Raw genomic sequence first — 23,530 nt, forward strand, 5'->3', positions numbered from 1 at the left:
GGCACATTAAAAATACAGACCTTTAAATAAAGGCCTGTAGCTTATTTTTAAGTGTATACAATTAAATACACCTAACCAATTTTAGTAAAAGCTTGGTCTAAATCACTAATAATGTCGTTAACATCTTCAAGCCCCACCGAGAGTCTGATCAGCCCATCACTTATTCCAGCGGCAGCTCGCTCCTCTGGCGTATAAGGCGAGTGAGTCATAGATGCAGGATGCTGAATCAGTGTTTCAGCGTCGCCGAGGCTTACTGCAAGTGTACAAAGTTTCATACTATCAATAAATTGTGCGCCATCTTGTAGCGTGCCTTTTATTTCAAACGCAATAACACCACCAGCGGCTTTCATTTGGTTACCAATAAACCTATAACCTGGGTGCGATTTAAGCCCCGGGTAATATACGGTGCTTACTTGTGGATGCGCTTCTAGATATTGCGCTATTGTTTGTGCGCTTTGACAATGGCGCTCTATTCTAATAGCGAGTGTTTTTAGGCCTCGATTAATTAGCCATGCATCGTGCGGGCTTATGGTTGCACCAATGTCTTTTAGTACGGTCATTTTAATGTGTGTTATGTGCTCAAGCGATCCACATACAATACCGGCGACTACGTCTCCGTGGCCGTTTAAGTACTTGGTCGCACTGTGCATTATAATGTCGATACCGTATTTTTTGGGTGATTGCAGTAGCGGCGTTAAAAAGGTGTTGTCGACTACACTAATTAAACTGTGCTCTTTAGCAACTGCGCCAATCAGTGCCAAATCAATAACCGCCATAGTGGGATTAATTGGCGTTTCTACAAATATCATTTTTGAATTAGGTTTGATAGCAGCCCGTAGTTCGTCCTCGTTGGTCATATCAACAAAAGTGACTTCGATTCCCCAGCGCGGCAACATATGCGAGAAAAATGCAAAGGTACAACCATACAAAGCACTTGAGGCAACAAGGTGATCTCCCTGCGATAAAAAACTCAGTACTGAGGCAGATACAGCCCCCATACCTGTTGCGGTTGCAGCAGCTGCTTCACAACTCTCTAATTGAGCAACTTTTTGTTCAAGCTCTGTGGTTGTAGGATTTCCTAAGCGCGTATAAATATAGCCAGGTTCGTCGCCTGCAAAACGCGCAGCACCTTGAGCGGCATTTTCAAAATGAAAGGTAGAGGTTTGATACAAAGGAGAAGTGAGTGCGCCGTGCGGGTCGTTTGCTTTTTGTGGTCCGTGAATACACTGGGTGTTTATATGATGCTTGCTCATTGTAGGCTCATTTTTTGATTATTATGTTTTTGCGATTCAACAATCAAAACGTATGCGCTTACAAACAGCAAGCATGCCGGATGCTCAGATGGCTATTTGTGTAAAAACCGTGCAGCGCACGTTTGTACACAAATATTGCCACTGCTAATCTAGTGTGTTGACTCCGCCTTTTTGCGGCTCATAATTTTACCTGCGATGCTTTGCACAGTGCCTTTTAACAAGCTGCGTTTATTTTCAAGCCGTGGTAATGGGCGACTAAGCTCCATTGCTTTGTAACCAATACGCGCTGTAAAAATACCAGCACTAACCCCTTGCGCAGCTCGTCCCGAAAGCTTACCTAAAAGCTCAGCACTTAGTGCAGTTGCAGCAAGGTCAGATACAAGCTCTGCACTGCCAACAAACATTACTTGTTTTATCAGCATACGGTATAACTTTATGCGGCTCGCGTAACCAAAACCAATGCCGTAAATTTTACCAATTTGTTCTATTAATTTAGTACCGCGCCAAAGCACAGCCATCATATCCACCAGCGCAAGTGGGCTTAGGGCAACTAGTAGAGCTGATTCAGTCGCAAAACGATTTATAAGCTTTTTAGCTCTGGTGTCTTGGGTTATTAATAAACTGTTGGCGTACAGGGTCATTATTTCTTTGTCGCTGTGATGCATCGCTACTTGATTTTTAAAGGTTTCAAAGTTATCAAGCTCCTGATGTTTATTGAGTTTTTCGAGCCAAGGTAATGCACCGCCTACTTGCTCGCTGTTTAAAAGCCTGTCGGCTTCAACTCGGTGCAGTTGGTTACGCTTTAAACTGCGCAACATTCGGTACTCTCGCCACAATAAGCGCCCAATTAGCAGCACGCCACTTACAACTGCGGTTAGATAAACACTGCCTAAAATAATTGACTGCTCGAAAGCAAATAATAACGAGTACGCAAATTCTAAAAGCACCAGTACTATAAAACTAAGAGCAAAAACACCTTTAAGCGTTTGCCACTTTGACTTTTTATAAACAGGCTCCAGATCTATTTCTGGCTCTAGTGCTTCATCTTCCAGTTCTTCGTAATCACTTTGCCCGTGCTGAATAATTTTTGCAGGTGCTAAAACGGGTTCGTTTTGCTCAATGCTTTGCGTATCTATACGACGCCCTGCTTGAAATGGTTGGTTTGACTCACTCATGTTAATTTGTCTCCTAGCAGGTACTGCATGACATGATCTAATCGAATATGTTTGAGTTGCTTATCGGGGCTCGGTATTGGAGAAAACGATAAAAACTCAAATCCCTGTGCTGGCCACTCATTTTTATTAAGCATCCGCGAGGGAGGTTGCGGCGGTAAATACGTAAGCCAATCAGGTTCGTGTAATGGTTTACCGTAAATACAGTCAAGCGTTTGGCCTTTGTCGGCAATTTGGCGCGGCTGTGTTGCTGTAATTGACGACATAGCCATGGTTTCTATTTGCACACCATCAAACTTTAAATGATTGCTTTGCTCATGCACGAGCGAATCAAGTAGCAATGCTAAATCTTTATGATGCTTAGCACTTATATGATCTGATTTATTAGCTGCAAATAATATTTTGTCTATGTTGGGCTTAAATAAGCGTTTAAAAAAGCCTGACTCACCATAGTTAAAGTGTGCGAGTAATTGGTTTATTACACTGCTTTGCTCTTGGAGTGTTTCGTGCCCTTCGTTTAGCGCACTAAGTACATCTACAAGTACGATTTGGCGATCGAAGTGTCTAAAATGCTCATTATAAAATGGTTTTACAACTTCTTTTATATAGGCGTTAAAACGCTTAATTAAATGCGCTAAATTAGAACCCGCAACGACATCGTCACTGTTTATTTCACCCGATACCGGAAAAAACAATAACAATGGCGCGCCTTGTAAGTCTCCAGGCATAAGCATGCGCCCAGGTTGTAACATGGCAAGTTTGGTGTCTTTTTTAAGCCCTACCAACATGCTTTGATAAAGCTGAGCAATATGAGCAAGTGCGTTTTCATCAACGGGAGCGTTTAAGTCAAGTTGCTCAACGGCCATTAAAAAATCACTTGATGTGTTTACGCGCGAAGGCTGAGTTAATAACGGATATTGCTGCTCGCACCATTGAGAATAGCTTTGCTCAAGCATAGGTAAATCAAGGAGCCATTCACCCGGGTAGTCAATAATATCTAAATAAAGCGTTGATTGCGGCGAAAAGTGGCCGCGCAGCCCTGCATTACTTTGATACTTTATTGCCAAGCGCAGCGTATTAATCCGCTCGGTAGATGCAGGCCATGTAGGCATCCCATCGCTTGGTAATAATGAATTTAGCGCACGCGTATAATTAAACGTAGGGACTTTTAACGCCTCTTGCGGCACAACTTTAGTGGCCACATGGCGGTGCTCGCGCATTACATCAAAAAAAGGTAAGTTTTTATCGTCAGCTTGGGTTGTTAAGTGTTTAACAAGCGCGGTAATAAAGGCTGTTTTACCACTACCACTTAGGCCAGTTACGGCAAGTTTTACGTGTTGATCTAAACTGCGATGAAGGGCTTTTTGTGCTTTGCCTTTAATACTTTTAAAGGTCTTTTTTGCAAATGATTGGCTCATAAAGTGTCTTGCACCTAATTTGCCGTAATTTATCACGCTGCAAATAAGGTGCTATTAAATCCTTTAAAGTTTGTTAATTTCACGGCTCACCGTAAACTCGCTTGAAGTTACATGGCGCTCCATATCTTGAAGGCGAGTATCTACACGCGTTAAACGCTCTTTTAAATCTTGCAATGCGCGGCGCGGTGGCTCGCCTTTTTGCCATACTTTAAATTTTACTTCTAGCGGATCGTCAGTTTTAGTTGAGCTTTTTGTTTGCGCCGCTGCGGGCTCTTTTTTATCTAAAATGAACCAGGCTGCAATATACGCTACCACAAATAATGGGCCACCCGTTAGCAGTACCGCACTAACAAATATAATGCGAACTAACCATAATTCCATATTAAAGTAGTCACTTAATCCCGCACATACACCGGCTACTTTACCGCGTTGAGGGTCTCTTAATAATTCGCGTTTGGCACTCATACTTTGCGTCTCCATTGTGGTGACTCTTGATCAAGCAATGCTTCAAGTGTTTCTAATCGATCAGCCATTTTTTCAGCTTTGTGTGCAAGCTCAAGTAATTGGCGATGTTCGTGTTCACTTAAACCTTGGTTTACTTGTTTTTTGCTGCGGTAGTGTAAAATTAGCCACAGCGGAGCAACAAAAATCATAAACAAAATAAATGGTGCAACTAATATCTCTGGATCAAACATAATCCTCTCCTGACAATCCGTTTTGATGTTTTTAAGCAGTGGGGCACTTTAAGTGCCCCTTTATAAATTATTTATCAGCTAACTTCTTTTTAAGTTCGGCTAGCTCATCATCTATTTTTTCATTTTTTTGTAGATTAGCAATTTCATCCGCTAACGTCTTTTTACCTAAATCGTACGACTCAATTTGAGATTCTAGTCCATCAATTTTGGTTTCGTAACGTTCAAAGCGGTTAAGTGCTTCTTCTACTTTTGAGCTATCAAGTGTCTTTTTCACTTCAAGGCGCGACTCAGCCGAACGTTGGCGAAGTATAATTGCCTTTTGACGAGATTTCGCATCTGCTAGCTTTTCTTGTAGTGTCGTTACTTCTTGCTGTAATTTCTCAATATGAGACTCTACATGTTCAAGTTCACTAGCGACTGAAGCAACGGCATCTGCCGACTTTTGCTTTTCAAGTAGGGCTGAACGCGCTAAATCGTCGCGGTCTTTACTTAAAGCCAGTTCGGCTTTATCTTGCCAATCACTTACTTGTGCTTTAAGCGTATCTAAGCGGCGTACAATTTCTTTTTTCTCAGCCAATGTTTTAGCTGATGTAGAACGTACTTCAACAAGCGTGTCTTCCATTTCTTGAATAATCAGACGAACCATTTTTTCTGGGTCTTCTGCTTTATCTAAAATGGCGTTGATATTAGAATTAACAATATCTGCAAAACGTGAAAAAATTCCCATAACATTTACCTCTGTAATTAAAACTTAGTTAGTCTGCTATAACTAGTATCAATATGCTTGCCAACTTTTTAAAAGATAAAATACACTTTATTTTCATTAAGTTAAACTAAATATACAAATTTCTTTAGTTCTCCCTAATTATGAAATACACTAACAGTTAGTAAAAATGACCAAGAGTTAGGAAATATGAGCCAATATCGCCAACAGGATAATTTACTCGGCCAATCAGATAGCTTTCTGTCTGTATTAGATCAGGTATCGCAACTGGCTAATTTAGATAAACCGGTACTTATTATTGGTGAACGCGGCACAGGTAAAGAGCTAATAGCAGCACGCTTACACTTTTTATCAAAACGCTGGGATCAAAACTACGTAAAGCTTAACTGTGCAGCGCTTAACGAGAACCTACTCGAAAGTGAATTATTTGGCCACGAAAGCGGTGCTTTTACGGGGGCAAGCAAACGACACGAAGGTCGTTTTGAACGCGCTAACAGCGGCACACTGTTTTTAGATGAATTAGCTAATACCTCAGCTATGGTACAAGAAAAACTGCTGCGCGTTATAGAATACGGTGAGTTTGAACGTGTTGGCGGCAAACAAACTGTAAAAGTAGATACCCGCTTAGTGTGTGCGACAAACGAAGATCTTCCTTATTTGGCCGAGCAAGGTGAATTTAGAAGTGATTTACTCGATCGCCTTGCCTTTGATGTAATTACCCTGCCACCACTGCGCGAACGCCAAGACGATATTATGCTTCTTGCTGAGCAGTTTGCGATGAATATGGCGCGCGATTTAGAGTGGGAACTGTTTAGCGGTTTTACCCGAAGCGCAACAGAAACACTGCTTAGTTATGATTGGCCCGGCAATATTCGTGAACTTAAAAATGTGGTTGAACGTAGTTTGTATCGCCATGGCAGTGAACATATCCCCGTTCACCAGATTATTTTAGACCCATTCGATAGCCCATTTAGACCAAAAGCGCGCATTAAAGCACCTATAGCGGCCCAAACTGTTAATGTCGAGCCTATTGTTGTTGCGCCGCCGATTGCTCAAGCAAGCAGTAATATAGCCGTTGATATTCAATTTCCGTGTAGTTTAAAAGAGCGTTCAAACGACTTTGAAATAAACATGATTAATAAAGCACTCGAACATAGCCAATTTAATCAAAAGAAAACTGCAGAAGTACTTGGTTTAACGTATCATCAATTACGTGGTTATCTTAAAAAATACAATTTGTTGGATCAACAATAGTTAGAGGTTATGCGGGTGCATAAATTATTACTTACTTTACTAGCGGTCACCTTAGTAGGTTGCATTGATAACAAAGAAGAAATCATAGAAGAAAAAAACCAAGGCTTAGTTTATTGCGCTGAAGCTAACCCTGTGTCGTTTAATCCACAAGTTACGACCACCGGTTCTACTATTGATATTATTGCCAACCAGCTATACGACCGCCTAATTAGCATTGACCCTGTTACGGCAGAGTTTCAAAGTGAGCTGGCAACCGATTGGAAAATAAGTAAAGACGGTAAATCTATTACCTTCACATTGCGCAAAGGTGTGAAATTTCATACAACCGCTTATTTTACCCCTACTCGGGATTTTAACGCCGACGACGTTATATTTACCTTTAGCCGACTATTCGATGTCTATAATCCATATCACTTTGTGGGCGATGCCAATTACCCGTATTTTCAAAGTGTGGGGATTGATCAACTTATTCGTAAAATTGTGCGTGTTACTGATCATCAAGTTCGTTTTGAATTGTTTAATCCTGAAAGCAGCTTTTTAGCTAATATGGCCACCGACTTTGCCGTGGTGCTTTCAGAAGAATACGCCATGAAACTTAAGAAAAATAATCAAGAAAACTTATTTGATCAGTACCCTATTGGCACCGGCCCATATATTTATAAAGAATATCGCCGAGATCACCTCGTACGCTTTTACCGAAACCCACTTTATTGGAAGCACCACGTCGCACTTGAACAATTGGTTTACGACATAACGCCTAACGGCACTACGCGTATAGCAAAAATGCTGACTAAAGAGTGCGATGTAACGGCTCATCCAAGTAGTGCGCAATTGAGTATTTTAGCGCAACGCGACGATATAAACGTTGAAAAAGAAACAAACTTAAACATAGGTTATTGGGCGTTTAATACAGAACGTGCCCCGTTTGACGACTTGCGCGTACGCCGAGCACTCGCGCATGCAATAGATGTAGATAAAATAATGCAGGCGGTTTATTACGGTAATGGTACTCGCGCACAATCTATTTTGCCGCCAACCTCTTGGGCGTTTGAACCACAAGAAGATATACCTACGTTTGATCCAGAACTTGCTAAAAAGTTACTAATTGAAGCAGGCTTACCTGATGGCTTTGATATGACTATTTGGGCGATGCCCGTAAGCCGTATTTATAACCCTAACGCGCGTAAAATGGCTGAGCTTATGCAAAGTGATTTACGCAAAGTGGGCGTTAATGTAAGCATTGTAGAGTATGAATGGAATACGTTTATTCAACGTATTGGCGAGCACAGGCATGATAGTGTATTGCTTGGTTGGGCCGCTGATACACCTGATCCGGATAACTTTTTTAGCCCTCTTTTAAGTTGCACTGCAACCTTTACCGGTAAAAATCCTGCTAACTGGTGCAATCCGCAATTTGATTTATTACTTACAAAAGCGCTCGATACGACTGATTTAAACATGCGAAAAAAATACTACGATGATGCACAAAGCTTAATTGTTGACGAGCTGCCATTGCTGCCTATTGCACATGGCTTACGTTTTCAAGCCAGTAGCGCAGACGTTGAAGGTATAACGCTTGGCCCATTTGGTGCAATTTCACTAGCTAATGCGAGGAAAAAATAATGATCTTAGATTATATTTTACGTCGTTTAGGTTTATTGCTTTTTATGACCCTAATGCTGAGTGTTTTTACATTTTCAATTAGTTATTTGTTCCCAGGCGATCCATTAAGTAATTTAAGTGGTGTACCAAGTAGTAACTTTGCTCAACACAGTGAGCTTGAAGATAAATATTTATATAACAGTAACTATTTTGTTCAATATATAGCCTTTTTAGGACGAATATTCCAAGGCGATTGGGGGCTTTCTTTTGCATCAGGTGACAATGTATTTAGCCATATTGTTGATTTATTACCCGCTACACTGGAACTAAGTGTTTATGCATTAATTGTATCGATTGTCGTTGGCGTACCCGCTGGCATTTTAGGTTCTGCGTACTATAAACGTTGGCCTGATAAACTTATAAATTCAACCACTATGGTTGGTTATTCCATGCCCGTATTTTGGTTAGCACTATTGCTTATTATGGTTTTTTCTCTCAAACTGGGCTGGTTTCCGATGTCGGGAAGAATGGGGTTACTTTATGAGATCCCCGCCAATACAGGCTTTATTTTAATTGATATTGCACTAGCTGGATTTCCATATAAAGGAATGGCATTTTTAGACGCCCTGCGCCATTTAACACTACCCACAATTGTGCTCGCCATGTATCCGACCACCGTATTAGTGCGCTTTACTCGTGAGTCTATGCTTAAAGTTATGGACCAAAGTTTTATTAAAACCGCAAGGGCTAAAGGCCTTAACCGCAGACAACTTATAATTCATCATGCACTGCGTAATGCGCTATTACCGGTAATTAAACAAATTGGTTTGCAATTTAGTACGCTAATAACGCTTGCGATGATTACTGAAGTTATTTTTTCGTGGCCCGGCATTGGCCGCTGGCTTATCGATAGTATTTATCAACGCGATTATCCAGCTATACAAGGCGGCTTAATGGCAGTGTCACTATTTGTTATATTAGCCACTATTATTGCAGAGCTTACTTATACGCTATTCGATCCACTCTCGCGGAATCAAGCCCATGGCAAAGTTTAATATATTTTCTGAAGAGTCGAATAAATCGCCACTTGCACGATTTTGGCGTAAATTTAAAAATAATCACCCTGCGTTAGTTGGCTTGTGGATATTTGTAGCATTTGCTTTACTTGCCGCCAGTGCTCCACTTTTAGCACCGTACGGTGTTAACCAACAGCATAGTGATGCATTACTTATTCCGCCTTCGTGGCGGGAAATGGGTGATGTACGCTTTATTTTAGGTACTGATGACTTAGGTCGCGATGTACTTTCGCGTTTAATGAATGGTGCAACTTACACATTTGGCCTCTCTGTTGTCGCCGCGCTTATTACAACTATTATTGGTGTATTAGTAGGTACATTTGCAGGTATCAGCCGAGGTATTCGCTCAAGTTTTTTAAATCACTTACTTGATATAACGCTCTCTATACCTTCTTTGTTACTGGCTATTATTATCATAGCAATTTTAGGCCCAGGCTTAATGAACACGGTATGGGCAATTATTTTAGCGCTATTACCACAATTTATTCATTCAATCAGAAACCTAATTGTTGATGAACTAAACAAAGATTATATTACCGCGTTTAGGCTCGATGGTGCGTCTAACTGGCATATTATATCACGCGGTATCTTTCCTAATATTTATGAGCACATTGTGGTTATATTCACGATGGCGCTCTCCACTGCAATTTTAGATATTTCTGCATTAGGTTTTTTAAAGCTTGGTGCTCAGCCACCTACCACTGAATGGGGAGCTATTTTAGCCGAAAATTTAGGGCTAATTTATTTGGCACCATGGACTGTTGCGCTGCCAGGCGTACTGTTATTTTTAGCTGTGTTATCGACTAATTTAGTAGGCGATGGCCTGCGACAAGTGTTAAAAGCACGTAAGGCTGATTAAATGCAATTACTTGATGTTCGAAATTTAACCATTGAGCTGCGTACCTCAGAAACGATAATTAGAGCCGTTGACAAGGTAAGCTTTAGCTTAAAAGAAGGCGAAGTACATGCCCTTGTAGGTGAGTCTGGTTCTGGTAAAAGCTTAATTGCAAAAGCAATTGTGGGTGTACTAAACGAACGCTGGAATATTACTGCCGACCGTATGCATTGGCGTGGTGTTGATTTAATGCGCTTAACACCCGAGCAACGCCGTAAAACGGTAAGCCAAGATATTGCCATGATCTATCAAGACCCTAGCCGTTGTCTTGACCCTACAGCAAAAATGTTTGATCAAATAGCCGAAACCTTACCTGAAAACCCAACAAAGGGGTTTTTCTTAAAACGTAACCGCGAGCGAAAAGACAGAGTAAAAGCGCTTATTCATAAAGTGGGCATTAAAAATCATGAAGCCGTGCTGGATAGCTATCCACATGAGCTCTCAGAAGGCGTATGTCAAAAAGTAATGATTGCAATGGCCATAGCCCGCACACCAAAGCTTTTAATCGCTGATGAGCCCACTACGGCACTAGAAAGTACCACTCGCGCACAGGTATTTAGGTTGTTGAAAAGTTTAAACCAGCTAAAAAACATGTCGATTTTGATGATTTCTCACGAATTAGAAGAAATTGCACATTGGTCACATGGGATTCATGTTTTATATTGCGGGCAAATGGTTGAAGCTGGCCCAACTCACAAAATTTTTAGTCAGCCTCGCCACCCTTATACACAAGCTTTATTAAAAAGCCTACCTGATTACGAACAAGGCCTAGCTCATAAAGAGCCTTTTTACGCATTAAAAGGCACCATACCTACATTACAGCATTTACCGATAGGTTGCCGATTAGGACCACGCTGCCCACAGGCTCAAAAAGCCTGCGTAGTTACACCTAAGCTTACAAAGCACAACGGGCACAGCTACGCGTGTCATTTCCCGCTGATTAAGGATATGAGATAATGCAACCAGTATTGAAAGTACAAGCTTTGTCTAAAACATTTAATATTCGTGCAGGCTTATTTAGTCGTAAAAAATTTGCGGTACTTAAAAATATTTCATTTTGCATTGGCAAAGGTGAAACTATTGCTGTTATAGGCGAAACGGGAGCGGGTAAAAGCACACTTGCCAAACTGCTTTCAGGCGCTGACAGCGCAGACTGCGGACAGATCTTATTAGAAGGCAATATTATTGAAGATAACGGTATTCGTGATAATCAGTGTCGCTATATTCGTATGATTTTTCAAGATTCAGCGGCCTCTCTTAATCCAGGTTTAACCATTGGTGATACGCTTGATGACTGCCTACAATACAATACTGACTTTGATAAAGCTGAACGGACTGAAAAAATTAGCGCTACGCTGTCAAAAGTTGGATTATTAGTCGATCACCAACATTACTATCCACACATGTTTAGTGTGGGGCAATTACAGCGCGTAGCACTTGCTCGTGCGTTAATTTTAGATCCAAAGGTTGTTGTACTTGATGAGGCACTATCATCACTAGACCCTTCTGTTCGAGCACAAATAGTTAATCTACTTCTCAAATTACAACAAGAAACAGGCCTGACATATGTGATGATCACTCATCATTTAAGCTTAGTTCGTCATATTAGCGACCAAGTTCTTGTACTTGATAAGGGAGAAGTCGTTGAATATGGCGCCACTGAAGTTGTTTTCCAAACACCTCAATCGAAAATCACCCAACGTTTATTAAGCTGTTAAAACAGAATTTTTTCGTATCTAACCTGAACTCTGGTTAAGAGATTTACTATCATATTGAATCATGGTGATATTTAAATTTAATTTCTCTAGCCAGAAATTTCCAGTGAAAACAAGGCGAATTTACGCGTCAATAGCTGCTCGAGATAGATTTACTATCCAGCGTTCAGGTTATCTATTCTGCTTTGTAATATAACCTCGTTTATTAAGGTCTCTTGTTAAATACAATGCATTTAACAGTTATACCAATTCGCTTAATTAAGTGATCTATTTTGAAGTAAGAAAATCGTGTCGATAACAAAGCAAAAATTTCGTTATTTAGTTGTTCTATATCAGAAATTTTTAACGCTTTTAACGCCAGATTTAATCCCTCAAACTGATTAAGTATTATTGCGGATTGGTATTAATACTACAAAGAGGATTTATGTTAAAAAAGACACTACTCGCTAGCATTTCATCGCTATTACTTTTATCAACAACGGTTATCGCGGATGTAGCACCTAATTCAAATGTTAAAAACTGGGTTGGCGGAGTTGACCACTTAGGATTAACCGTGTCAGACCTTGATTCGTCTAAAGTTTTTTTTACTGACGTACTTGGTTTTAAAGTGCTCGGGAGTAACCCAAGTTACCCAGCTTACTTTTTATCAAACGATAAAATAACGATTACGTTGTGGCGTGTTAAAAATGATGAAAAACGTGTGGAGTTTAATCGAGCAGAAAATGTGGGGTTACACCACTTAGCACTCAGTGTTGAGAGTATTGAAAAGTTAGCGCAGCTACACGATCATTTAAAAACGCAAAATAATATTAAAATAGAGTTTGCACCCGAAAATCTAGGTAAAGGTCCAACAAAACACATGATGATTAGAGAGCCTAGCGGTAATCGCATAGAGTTTATTGCAAGAGGCAAATAATACCAACTATATTGAAGACAATAAAAAAGGCGCTTTAAAAGCGCCTTTTTTTATGAGCTAAATTAATTACTCAACGGGTTGTGCAACCGTTGGTAAGTTAAGCTCAGCATTCGCTTTTAACGCTTCAATAAATACCATGTAGTTTTTATTAGCTTGCGCCATAGTGATACTTTGCTTTGCTTGTGGGTCAATATTAGCTGTAACTTGTGCATCTGTTACCGACTTAAGTGCAACAATTGCAGCATCACCATTATTTAAATCAACTACTTCAAACACTGCAGAACCTGCAGGATGAGCCATTTTAAATGCTTTAGTTACAATTGCTGGCGAAACAGTATAGCTTTGACGTGTTAATTGCGCTTCTTGGCGAAGTGTTAAGCTTTGCTCATTGGCTACATCACTTAAACTCTTACCTGCTTTTACTTCTGCAAATAAACTACGTGCTTTATCTTTAGCAAGCTCAGATGATTTTTCATTAACTAAACGTGCTTTAATTTGCTCGCTTACTTCACTTAGTGGCTTAGTGGCAGCTGGTTTGTGTTCATTTACACGAACAATAATCGCATGCTCATCGCCAAGCTCAATAACTTCAGAGTTAACTTTATCTTCCAGTAAATCAACTGACGATAACGCAGCAATTACAGAGGGCGTATTTAACGGCTCTGGTAATGCGTTAATTGCTAAAAGCGGCGTTGATTTAATCTCTACCTCTGCAACTTCGGCAGCATCGTCTAAGCGATCTGAAATTTCAAATGCTAGTGCACCCATTTCAGTTTGCTTTTCGTAAAAGGCATCTATTTTTTCAGCTTGTTCAAGCTCCGCACGTAAATCAGCTTTAACATCATCATATGCTTTAACTTGTTGCGGCTGAATATCAGTAAGTTTAATTATGTGGTAACCAAACTCTGATGCTACAACCTCTGAAAAGTCACCTTTATTTTTAAGCGCAAATGTCGCGTCTTCAAATGCCGGGTCCATTACATCGCGTTCAATCCATTCAAGGTCGCCGCCCATTTCACCACTAACAATATCATCAGATGATGACTCTGCTAATTCAGCAAAATCTGCACCTTGCTCTAATTGTGCGTGCAGTGCATTGGCTTTTTCTTTTGCTGCATCATCGTCTTCGCTGTTATCGATTAAGATATGTGAAACACGGCGTTTTTCTGGCTCAACGTATTGTGCCTTATTTTGATCGTAATACGCTTTAACATCATCTTCAGTAACTGACTCAACCGTAATATCTGTGGCTTTAAGCTCAATATAATTAACTGAGATAAGTTCTGGCGATAAAAACTGTGATGCATTTAGCTCGTAGTAATCAGATACTTCTTGCTCTGATACTTCAACACTTGCTGCTAGCGCTTCTTTGTTTACAACTAAGTAATCAATGCTGCGCGTTTGCTGCTGTAGAGAAATAGCGCTTTTAAGCTCGCTCTCAAGAGCAAAGTCAGTACCGGCTACGGCAGTAACAAGTTGACTGCGCGTCATATCTTTACGAAGGTATTCACGAAATGCATCTGGTTGAAAATTCATTTGACGAATAACTTGTAGGTAACGGTCGTTATTAAACTGCTCACCTACTTGAAAATACGGTAATTCTAAGATTGTTTTACGTACACTTTCGTCGCTTACGCGAAGGCCTAAATCAGCCGCTAGCTGTGATTGCAATTCTTGTTGTACTAAGCGGTCAACTACACCTTGACGTATTTGTGCCATGTAATTTGGATCTGCAGAAATTTGTGCAAAATATTCACCAAATTGTTGTTCTAATCGACTACGCTCATTTTGGAACGCACGATTAAATTCAGTTTGGCTAATTTTAATTCCATTTACTTCAGCAACAGGTTGTTCCGTGGTTTGACCTAGGTAACTACCAATCCCAGCTAAAGCAAAAGATAAAATCACCGCGCCTAAAATTATTTTGGCTACAGGTCCTTGTGAACCTTCTCTGATTTTCTCAAGCATTTGTTTATCTCTTTTTGATCAAGGTTTTTACCTTGTCACATGTAAAAAAAGCGTATCTTACCAGATACGCTTTTTCACTTGAAGTAATTGGCGGTAAAGTTACTTAATTCATCATTTAGATTGATTAAGTAAATTTACATTCGCCATAACTAAACTGTATGAAAACAGTGATTAGTTTACTGCGTCTTTAAGCGCTTTACCGGCTTTAAAAGCAGGAATATTTGCAGCAGCAATTTGAATAGCTTCACCAGTTTGCGGGTTACGACCTGCACGTGCAGCACGCTCACGTACTGAGAAAGTACCAAAGCCAACAAGTGCAACTGAGTCACCATCTTTTAGCGCACCAGATACAGATCCGATGAATGAATCTAGAGCACGACCTGCAGCCGCTTTAGAAATGTCAGCATCAGCTGCGATTTGATCGATCAATTGAGATTTATTCACAATATCATCCTCTTTCATTGTTATTATCAAGAGCGATGGTTTTTTAAACTAACATCACTTTTTTGAAAATTTTAGAGCAAACTAATTATGCTCACATGATTATATTTTTCTTAAGCCTAGGCCCCGTAAGGGCTAGGCTTGAAAACCAGTGCTTAACTTATCATATCGTTTAGATTTGAAAAGCCCTAAAAAGCACTTTTTTCGGTTTTTTACTGTTTTTTTGGTGTTTCGACTGAAAAACTCTCAACCGGATGCACTAAAGCCAGTTTTAAAACTTCGTCAATCCATGTAACTGGGTGAATATCTAAGCCCGCAAGCACATTGTCTGGGATCTCTTTTAAATCACGTTCATTAATTTTTGGAATGATGACTGTTTTAATTCCACCACGATGCGCCGCGAGTAATTTTTCTTTTAAACCACCAATTGGTAATACTTCACCACGTAGTGTAATTTCGCCGGTCATTGCAACATCCGCACGTACAGGGTTACCCGTTAAACTAGACACTAAACCAGTCACCATAGCAGCACCTGCGCTCGGACCATCTTTAGGTGTTGCACCTTCAGGCACATGCACGTGAATATCACGTTTTTCATAAAAGTCGCTATTAATACGAAATGTATCTGCACGATTACGCACGACCGTCATGGCCGCTTGAATCGACTCTTGCATTACATCGCCCAGTGAACCTGTATAAGTAAGCTTACCTTTACCTGGTACCGCTGCGCATTCAATAGTAAGTAAGTCACCGCCTACTTCAGTCCATGCAAGACCAGTTACTTGGCCAATACGGTCGCCATCTTCCGCTTTACCGTAATCGAAACGCTGTACACCTAAAAAGTCTTCTAGGTTATCTTGATTGATAGTCACGGTTTTAGTGTCTTTTTCAATTAAGATATTTTTAACCGCTTTACGACATAGTTTTGAAATTTCACGCTCAAGATTACGTACACCCGCTTCACGTGTGTAGTAGCGAATAATGCCAATAATTGCACTATCAGCAATCTCAATCTCATGCTCTTTCAGGCCATTACGTTTCACTTGTTTAGTAATTAAGTGCTCTTTTGCGATGTTTAGTTTTTCATCTTCGGTGTAACCCGATAAACGAATAACTTCCATACGATCCAGTAATGGACCAGGAATGTTAAAGCTGTTTGATGTCGCTACAAACATAACGTCAGATAAATCGTAATCTACTTCAAGGTAATGATCGGCAAAATGGCTGTTTTGTTCAGGATCAAGCACTTCTAATAGCGCTGATGCTGGGTCGCCACGCATGTCTGATGACATTTTATCGATTTCATCTAGCAAGAATAATGGATTTTTAACACCCACTTTAGTCATGTTTTGAATTAACTTACCTGGCATTGAACCAATATAAGTACGGCGATGGCCACGAATTTCAGCTTCATCACGCACACCGCCTAGCGCCATACGGATATATTTACGACCTGTAGAGCGTGCGATAGATTGCCCAAGTGATGTTTTACCCACACCCGGAGGGCCAACTAAACATAAGATTGGACCTTTTAGTTTATTAGTACGCTGTTGCACCGCAAGGTACTCCAGAATACGTTCTTTAACTTTATCAAGGCCATGGTGATCACTATCAAGAATTTTTTGCGCGCCTGCTAAGTCTTTTTTAACTTTAGAGCGCTTTTTCCACGGCACATTAATTAATGTATCTATATATGAACGCACTACGGTCGCTTCTGCTGACATTGGCGACATCATTTTGAGTTTATTAAGCTCTGTGGTCGCTTTATCTTGTGCTTCTGTTGGCATACCAGACTCTTCAATGCGCTTTTTAAGTGCTTCAAATTCATCCGGTACATCATCAAGCTCACCCAGCTCTTTTTGGATGGCTTTCATTTGCTCATTTAGATAATACTCACGCTGAGATTTTTCCATCTGCTTTTTAACGCGAGTACGAATCTTTTTCTCAACTTGCAGTAAGTCTATCTCGCCTTCCATAAGCGCCATTAAATATTCAAGACGCTCTGTAACGCTTGAAATTTCTAGCACTTTTTGCTTTTCAGGTACCTTTAATGGCATATGAGCAGCCATTGTATCGGCTAGCCGCGCAGGATCATCAATACCTGAAACTGACGTTAGTACTTCTGGTGGGATTTTTTTATTTAGCTTTACATAGCCTTCAAATTGGCTAATTGCGCTGCGAATAAATACATCTTGCTCTTGCTCATCAATTAAGTCAGATTCAATAAATTGAGCATTAGCAACAAAAAAGTCTTCGCTATCAACGAAGTCTTCAATTTGTGCACGTTGCGTCCCTTCTACTAAAACTTTAACGGTGCCGTCTGGTAACTTTAATAACTGAAGTACAGTAGCAATAGTACCAATACGATAAATATCATCTTGTTCTGGCTCATCTACAGTTGCATCTTTTTGTGCAACTAAGAAAATTTGTTTATCTTTGTCCATTGCCGCTTCAAGGCATTTTATTGATTTTTCACGGCCTACAAAAAGCGGGATCACCATGTGTGGATACACCACAACATCGCGCAGTGCTAGCACTGGGATTTCGACTCGGTCGGTTCTCTCAAGCGTCATTATAATTTCTCTTCGCACTTCATTTATTTTAAAGATTACTCAAGTATATGGGGATAACCTAATTAAAGTTCAACAATTTTCCCATACTCGATTAAATTAATTATAAAAAAAGGAGCCTAAGGCTCCTTTTTTCATTCAAATAGCTTAAAAACTATTCTGATGCAGCTTTATCTTGTTTATTATTTTCATAAATCAAGATTGGGTCAGATTCACCTTTAATAACGGTTTCATCAATAACCACTTTACTTACATCATCCATTGAAGGAAGCTCGTACATTGTATCAAGCAATACACCTTCAACGATTGAACGAAGACCACGCGCACCTGTTTTACGCTCCATTGCTTTGTGGGCAATTGCAGCTAAGGCATCATCGCGGAACTCAAGTTCAACGTCTTCCATGCCAAACAACACTGAAAACTGTTTAGTAATCGCGTTTTTAGGCTCACTCAAGATTTGTACAAGTGCTGCTTCATCAAGCTCAGTTAACGTTGCAACTACTGGCAAACGGCCTATAAATTCAGGGATTAAGCCGTATTTAACTAAATCTTCTGGTTCTACGTCTTTAAATGTTTCACTTAAAGAACGACTCGCCGCAGACTCTTTTACGCTAACGCCAAAACCGATACCGGTATTTTTATGGCTACGTTGCTCAATTACTTTATCTAGGCCTGAAAATGCACCACCACAAATAAACAAGATTTTAGATGTATCTACTTGTAAAAACTCTTGTTGTGGATGTTTACGACCACCTTGCGGTGGAACTGAGGCAATTGTACCTTCGATCAGTTTAAGTAGCGCCTGTTGAACGCCCTCACCCGATACGTCACGCGTAATTGATGGGTTATCTGATTTACGAGAAATCTTGTCAATTTCATCGATGTATACAATACCACGTTGTGCTTTTTCAACATCGTAATCGCACTTTTGTAAAAGCTTTTGAATGATGTTTTCAACATCTTCACCTACATAACCCGCTTCGGTTAATGTAGTGGCATCGGCCATAGTAAACGGCACATCAAGTAGACGCGCTAACGTTTCTGCAAGTAATGTTTTACCACTACCAGTTGGGCCGATAAGCAAAATATTACTTTTACTTAATTCAATATCTTGCTTAGTCGATTGATTGCGCAGTCGTTTATAGTGGTTATAAACTGCAACAGACAATACTTTTTTAGCATGATCTTGACCAATAACATAATCGTCTAAGTGTTTACGAATTTCTTTTGGTACAGGTAGTTTATCAGACGTGTCATGCTTAGGAGCAATGTCTTTAATTTCTTCCCTGATAATATCGTTACACAACTCTACACATTCATCACAAACGTATACTGATGGGCCTGCAATTAATTTACGTACTTCATGCTGGCTTTTGCCGCAAAAAGAGCAGTATAACAATTTATTACTTTTGTCGCCGTCTGTAGGAGTGTCAGACATTCAGCTACCTCATTTTATTACGTTGGCCACCAAAACTGTTGGTGGCTATTTCAATACGCTTTAACTATACCAAAATTTATTGGTTTTCGCATAGTAACTCTAAGTGGTAAGCAGATAACCTGCTCACCAAGCGCTTACTTTTTATCGCGATTTGTAAACACTGAATCAACCAAGCCGTAATCTACAGCCTGCGAAGCACTCATAAAGTTATCACGATCAGTATCTTTGGAAATCACATCTAACGGTTGGCCTGTATGCTCAGCCATTAAGCGATTTAGTTTGTCTTTAATAGACAGAATTTCTTTCGCATGAATTTCAAAGTCAGATGCTTGACCTTGGAAACCACCTAATGGTTGGTGAATCATCACGCGTGAGTTAGGTAGGCAAAAACGCTTACCTTTAGCACCAGCAGTAAGTAAAAAAGCACCCATGCTTGCAGCCTGACCTACACATATTGTACTTACATCAGGTTTGATGAAGTTCATAGTGTCATATATAGCCATACCTGCAGTTACTGAGCCACCTGGTGAGTTGATGTATAAAAAGATATCTTTATCAGGGTTTTCTGATTCTAAAAATAGCATTTGCGCTAAAATCAGATTTGCCATGTTGTCTTCAACTTGACCTGTTAAAAAGATAATACGCTCTTTTAATAATCTCGAATAAATATCATACGAGCGCTCGCCTTTAGGTGTTTGTTCAACAACCATAGGGACCAATGCATTTAGGGGATCTGTAATACCAGTATTCATACTTATTTAATTCCTTATGCGCTTATACTTATCCTTACTATAAGAAAAGCATAATTATCGTTTTTCGCAAATTAAAGGCCAAAAACTAAAATGGCCCGGGCACGCTGTATAAACAGAGTAGCACGAGCCATTTAATCGTTAGCGAGAGCTTAAGTCAATGACTTATTAAGCACCTTGCTGTGGATTCATGATGTCATCAAATGCTTTTTCAACGTCAGTTACAACTGCTTTAGCTAAAATAGCTTCAACAGCTTGCTCTTCCATTGCTACATTACGCATTTGCTGCATAAGTTGATCATTTGCTTTGTAGTATTCTACTACTTCAGTTGGATCTTCGTATGCAGAAGCAACTGTTGCGATTAATGCTTCAACTTTAGCATCATCAACTTTAATCTCGTTAGCTTTGATCACTTCACCTAATAAAAGGCCAGTTTTAACACGTGTTACAGCTTGCTCATGGAACAATTCAGCTGGAAGCTCAGGCATATTTTTAGCATCACCACCAAAACGTTGAGCCGCTTGCTGACGTAGTGCATCAACTTCTTGATCAACAAGCGCTTTAGGCACTTCAATTTCGTTGTTAGCTAAAAGACCTTTGATTGCTTGGTCTTTAACACTTGCTTTAACCGCTTGGTCTAGCTCACGTGTCATGTTCTTTTTAACTTCTTCTTTAAGCGCGTCTACGCCGCCTTCGGTAACACCGAATTTAGTTGCAAACTCTTCGCTTAATTCTGGTAATTCTTGCGCTTCAACTTTTTTCACTGTGATAGTGAATTGAGCCGCTTTACCTTTTAAGTTTTCAGCGTGGTAATCATCAGGGAACGTTACATCAGCAACTACTTCTTCGCCTGCTTTTTTACCTACGATGTTATCTTCAAAACCTGGGATCATACGACCTTGACCAAGTTCTAATGGGAAGTCTTCAGCTTTGCCGCCTTCAAATACTTCACCGTCGATAGTACCTACGAAATCAACTGTTACACGGTCGTTTTCGCCAGCAGCTGCATCAACATCAGCCCACGCTGCATGTTGCTTACGAAGTGTTTCTAGCATGTTAGCTAAATCTTCGTCAGTTACTGTTACCGCTGGTTTCTCAACAGTAATCTTATCTAAACCTTGAACTTCAACTTCAGGGTAAACTTCAAACGTTGCTGAAAACTCTAAATCTTTACCTGCTTCAAGTGATTTAGGAGCGAATGTAGGCGCGCCAGCTGGATTGATTTTTTCAGAAACGATTGCTTCGTAAAAATTACGTTGCATTACTTCGCCAGCAACTTCTTGACGAACTGCAGGGCCAAAACGCTTGTTAATTACAGATACTGGAACTTTACCAGCACGGAAACCATCTATACGCTGTGTTTTTGACAGTTGTTGTAGGCGTTTTTTTACTTCGGTCTCAACGTTCTCTGAAGGAACGGTGATAGTTATACGGCGCTCAAGGCCTTGGGTCGTCTCAACAGAAACTTGCATGATTTACCTCAATATTCAATTTTGGCGATTGTTCGCCTTCCTTACAAACAAAGTGATCTGCATGAGTCTTGATAAAGTTTAAGCGGTTTTTCACACTTAAAAGCATCCGTCGCTACCATGAGATACCATTGCTGCTTTGCCCTTCGGGCACTATGTTAAACAATAGACGCGGCATTATAACCTAATATTTATGATAGTCGAGTATAGGGCGCAATTATTTGGACTAGATATGGGACTATAGAAGCTAACTGAATAAAAAACAGACTAACTAAGCGTTAGATGAAATGAAATACAAATTATTTAATATAATTATAGGTTAACGTGTATTGATTTATAATATTAGAGGATTTTATTTACTAATCTTACTAGATAAGAAATGGTCGGCGATGCAGGATTTGAACCTGCGACCCCTTGGACCCAAACCAAGTGCGCTACCAAACTGCGCTAATCGCCGACATTGAAGAATTAACTTCTTTTTCATACTGAATACTTAAACTGAGAGCTTAAGACCATTTTAAGAAATGGTCGGCGATGCAGGATTTGAACCTGCGACCCCTTGGACCCAAACCAAGTGCGCTACCAAACTGCGCTAATCGCCGATATTCGTTGTAAATGGGGTGACTGATGGGGCTCGAACCCACGACAACCGGAATCACAATCCGGGGCTCTACCAACTGAGCTACAATCACCGCTATATTTACATGTTTTCAAATGGTGCACCCAGAAGGATTCGAACCTTCGACCCACGCCTTAGAAGGGCGTTGCTCTATCCAGCTGAGCTATGGGCGCATCGAAAACTTCGTAGTTTACCAATAAGCTATTCGATTATAATAAATTATAAAAAAATGGTCGGCGATGCAGGATTTGAACCTGCGACCCCTTGGACCCAAACCAAGTGCGCTACCAAACTGCGCTAATCGCCGATACTTACTATTGTTTGCGAGTGACCTCGTTGACAACGGGGTGCATAATAGTGATTTGACGGGGTTAGGTCAAACGTTTTTTTTATTAAATCAATCAAGTGTTCATTTTTAGTGCACAATGGTTAAATATTATAATAGAAGACTGAATTTTAAACTATTTAACCACTCAAGTACTATATAACTTAAAAGCAACTTGGCGCTGCAATGCTTTTCTGCGAAAATAGTAGGCACATTATAAAACGAGTTAAATAAAGACTGTATTTTCTTTATTAGCATTTTTACCCCTATTTTATTATGCATTCGTTTTTAGAGTATCGGTATCTAGTTAATTAACCCCAATTAAAGGTCACCCATGACGGCAAACATCATTGATGGTAAGGCAATCGCAAAACAAGTACGTAGCGCTGTAGCAGAACGCGTAAGTGAGCGTGTAGCAAATGGTTTACGTGCACCAGGACTTGCAGTAGTACTTGTAGGACTTGATCCAGCAAGCCAAGTTTACGTTGGTTCAAAACGTAAAGCCTGTGAAGAAGTAGGTTTTATTTCTAAATCATTTGATTTACCTGCGGACACACAAGAGCAAACTCTTTTAGATTTAATTGACGAGCTAAATAATGATGCCGAAGTTGATGGAATTTTAGTGCAGTTACCACTGCCCAAAGGTCTTGATGCTGAAAAGATTTTAGAACGTATTACCCCGCATAAAGATGTTGATGGATTTCATCCATATAACATTGGCCGATTAGCACAACGTATGCCTGCTCTTCGCCCATGTACGCCAAAAGGTATTATTACATTACTTGATTCTACGGGCGTACGTTATAAAGGTATGCATGCAGTTGTCGTTGGCGCATCAAATATTGTGGGTCGTCCAATGTCGTTAGAGCTTTTATTAGCCGGTTGTACAACCACAGTATGCCATAAGTTTACTCAAGACTTAGAAACGCATGTTCGCCGCGCTGACTTATTAGTTGTGGCTGTCGGTAAACCTGAATTTATACCTGGAGATTGGATAAAAGAAGGCGCTATAGTCATCGATGTAGGCATTAACCGTTTAGATACGGGTAAATTAGTCGGTGATGTTCAATACAGTGTGGCTGAACAAAAAGCGCATTTTATTACACCTGTACCAGGTGGCGTTGGCCCGATGACGGTCGCAAGCTTAATTGAAAACACACTTGAAGCGTGTGAGAAATATCACAGCTAAGCTGTTAAAAAATCAAAAAAGGGTTGCCATTTGGCAACCCT

20 protein-coding genes and 5 tRNA genes are annotated in these 23,530 nt (G+C 40.2%); 8 read left to right on the forward strand and 17 right to left on the reverse strand.

Annotated features, from left to right (window positions below):
• Positions 1–71 precede the first annotated feature (71 nt).
• The 6 genes from megL to pspA form a co-directional block, all read right to left on the reverse strand.
• Complete coding sequence (gene megL / locus NRL14_RS03915) at positions 72–1,253, reverse strand: methionine gamma-lyase (RefSeq protein ID WP_306724063.1); 1,182 nt, start codon at positions 1,251–1,253, stop codon at positions 72–74.
• Positions 1,254–1,402: 149 nt separating this feature from the next.
• Positions 1,403–2,428 carry a YcjF family protein gene (locus NRL14_RS03920; protein ID WP_306724064.1) on the reverse strand — a complete coding sequence of 342 codons (1,026 nt, stop codon included), beginning with the start codon at positions 2,426–2,428 and terminating at the stop codon, positions 1,403–1,405.
• Complete coding sequence (locus NRL14_RS03925; RefSeq protein WP_306724065.1) at positions 2,425–3,843, reverse strand: YcjX family protein; 1,419 nt, start codon at positions 3,841–3,843, stop codon at positions 2,425–2,427. Before NRL14_RS03925 ends, NRL14_RS03920 begins: the two co-directional genes overlap by 4 nt.
• A gap of 63 nt (positions 3,844–3,906) precedes the next feature.
• Positions 3,907–4,308 carry an envelope stress response membrane protein PspC gene (gene pspC, locus NRL14_RS03930; RefSeq protein WP_008134760.1) on the reverse strand — a complete coding sequence of 134 codons (402 nt, stop codon included), beginning with the start codon at positions 4,306–4,308 and terminating at the stop codon, positions 3,907–3,909.
• Entirely contained in the window at positions 4,305–4,538 is a 234-nt protein-coding gene (pspB, locus tag NRL14_RS03935; RefSeq protein ID WP_306724066.1) for an envelope stress response membrane protein PspB, read from the reverse strand. The genes pspC and pspB overlap by 4 nt, the downstream gene beginning before the upstream one ends.
• Positions 4,539–4,605: 67 nt before the next feature.
• Positions 4,606–5,265: a phage shock protein PspA gene (gene pspA / locus NRL14_RS03940; RefSeq protein ID WP_007376832.1), complete on the reverse strand. Its 660-nt coding sequence runs from the start codon at positions 5,263–5,265 to the stop codon at positions 4,606–4,608.
• A 186-nt stretch (positions 5,266–5,451) separates the two neighbouring features.
• Between pspA and pspF the strand changes: the two genes are divergently transcribed.
• The 7 genes from pspF (at position 5,452) to NRL14_RS03975 (ending at position 12,720) form a co-directional block, all read left to right on the forward strand.
• On the forward strand, positions 5,452–6,516 hold the full coding sequence (gene pspF / locus NRL14_RS03945) for a phage shock protein operon transcriptional activator (protein WP_007376833.1): 1,065 nt from the start codon (positions 5,452–5,454) through the stop codon (positions 6,514–6,516).
• 15 nt (positions 6,517–6,531) lie between these two features.
• Positions 6,532–8,139 carry an ABC transporter substrate-binding protein gene (locus tag NRL14_RS03950; protein ID WP_306724067.1) on the forward strand — a complete coding sequence of 536 codons (1,608 nt, stop codon included), beginning with the start codon at positions 6,532–6,534 and terminating at the stop codon, positions 8,137–8,139.
• Positions 8,139–9,173, forward strand: coding sequence for an ABC transporter permease subunit (locus tag NRL14_RS03955; protein ID WP_007376835.1), 1,035 nt, complete (start codon positions 8,139–8,141; stop codon positions 9,171–9,173). Before NRL14_RS03950 ends, NRL14_RS03955 begins: the two co-directional genes overlap by 1 nt.
• Complete coding sequence (locus tag NRL14_RS03960) at positions 9,160–10,053, forward strand: ABC transporter permease subunit (protein ID WP_007376836.1); 894 nt, start codon at positions 9,160–9,162, stop codon at positions 10,051–10,053. The genes NRL14_RS03955 and NRL14_RS03960 overlap by 14 nt, the downstream gene beginning before the upstream one ends.
• Positions 10,054–11,046, forward strand: coding sequence for an oligopeptide/dipeptide ABC transporter ATP-binding protein (locus tag NRL14_RS03965; RefSeq protein ID WP_007376837.1), 993 nt, complete (start codon positions 10,054–10,056; stop codon positions 11,044–11,046). It abuts the gene before it with no gap.
• Entirely contained in the window at positions 11,046–11,807 is a 762-nt protein-coding gene (locus NRL14_RS03970; protein ID WP_007376838.1) for an ATP-binding cassette domain-containing protein, read from the forward strand. The genes NRL14_RS03965 and NRL14_RS03970 overlap by 1 nt, the downstream gene beginning before the upstream one ends.
• Before the next feature lie 421 nt (positions 11,808–12,228).
• Positions 12,229–12,720, forward strand: a complete 492-nt coding sequence (locus NRL14_RS03975) for a VOC family protein (protein WP_306724068.1) — start codon at positions 12,229–12,231, stop codon at positions 12,718–12,720.
• 66 nt (positions 12,721–12,786) lie between these two features.
• Here the strand turns inward: NRL14_RS03975 and NRL14_RS03980 are convergent, their stop codons facing one another.
• The 11 genes from NRL14_RS03980 to NRL14_RS04030 form a co-directional block, all read right to left on the reverse strand.
• Positions 12,787–14,688 (reverse strand): SurA N-terminal domain-containing protein, encoded by a 1,902-nt coding sequence (locus NRL14_RS03980; protein WP_007376840.1) that lies wholly within the window; start codon positions 14,686–14,688, stop codon positions 12,787–12,789.
• A 171-nt stretch (positions 14,689–14,859) separates the two neighbouring features.
• On the reverse strand, positions 14,860–15,150 hold the full coding sequence (locus NRL14_RS03985; protein WP_373462516.1) for an HU family DNA-binding protein: 291 nt from the start codon (positions 15,148–15,150) through the stop codon (positions 14,860–14,862).
• A gap of 191 nt (positions 15,151–15,341) precedes the next feature.
• Positions 15,342–17,702, reverse strand: coding sequence for an endopeptidase La (gene lon, locus NRL14_RS03990; RefSeq protein ID WP_008134748.1), 2,361 nt, complete (start codon positions 17,700–17,702; stop codon positions 15,342–15,344).
• Between the two features lie 151 nt (positions 17,703–17,853).
• Positions 17,854–19,137 carry an ATP-dependent protease ATP-binding subunit ClpX gene (gene clpX, locus NRL14_RS03995; RefSeq protein ID WP_007376843.1) on the reverse strand — a complete coding sequence of 428 codons (1,284 nt, stop codon included), beginning with the start codon at positions 19,135–19,137 and terminating at the stop codon, positions 17,854–17,856.
• A gap of 134 nt (positions 19,138–19,271) precedes the next feature.
• The gene (gene clpP, locus NRL14_RS04000; RefSeq protein WP_007376844.1) at positions 19,272–19,889 is read right to left on the reverse strand and encodes an ATP-dependent Clp endopeptidase proteolytic subunit ClpP; all 618 of its coding nucleotides are present in this window, start codon (positions 19,887–19,889) and stop codon (positions 19,272–19,274) included.
• 165 nt (positions 19,890–20,054) lie between these two features.
• Complete coding sequence (gene tig, locus NRL14_RS04005; protein ID WP_007376845.1) at positions 20,055–21,359, reverse strand: trigger factor; 1,305 nt, start codon at positions 21,357–21,359, stop codon at positions 20,055–20,057.
• A 377-nt stretch (positions 21,360–21,736) separates the two neighbouring features.
• Positions 21,737–21,813 (reverse strand) — tRNA-Pro (locus tag NRL14_RS04010).
• Between the two features lie 68 nt (positions 21,814–21,881).
• Positions 21,882–21,958, reverse strand: a tRNA-Pro gene (locus NRL14_RS04015).
• Positions 21,959–21,972: 14 nt separating this feature from the next.
• A tRNA-His gene (locus NRL14_RS04020) sits at positions 21,973–22,048 on the reverse strand.
• A 23-nt stretch (positions 22,049–22,071) separates the two neighbouring features.
• Positions 22,072–22,148, reverse strand: a tRNA-Arg gene (locus NRL14_RS04025).
• Positions 22,149–22,205: 57 nt separating this feature from the next.
• Positions 22,206–22,282, reverse strand: a tRNA-Pro gene (locus NRL14_RS04030).
• 352 nt (positions 22,283–22,634) lie between these two features.
• Between NRL14_RS04030 and folD the strand changes: the two genes are divergently transcribed.
• Positions 22,635–23,489 carry a bifunctional methylenetetrahydrofolate dehydrogenase/methenyltetrahydrofolate cyclohydrolase FolD gene (gene folD / locus NRL14_RS04035; protein ID WP_002958348.1) on the forward strand — a complete coding sequence of 285 codons (855 nt, stop codon included), beginning with the start codon at positions 22,635–22,637 and terminating at the stop codon, positions 23,487–23,489.
• Positions 23,490–23,530: the final 41 nt, after the last annotated feature.

Source organism: Pseudoalteromonas sp. 20-92 (assembly GCF_030847595.1).
Classification (GTDB): Bacteria; Pseudomonadota; Gammaproteobacteria; order Enterobacterales; family Alteromonadaceae; genus Pseudoalteromonas; species Pseudoalteromonas fuliginea.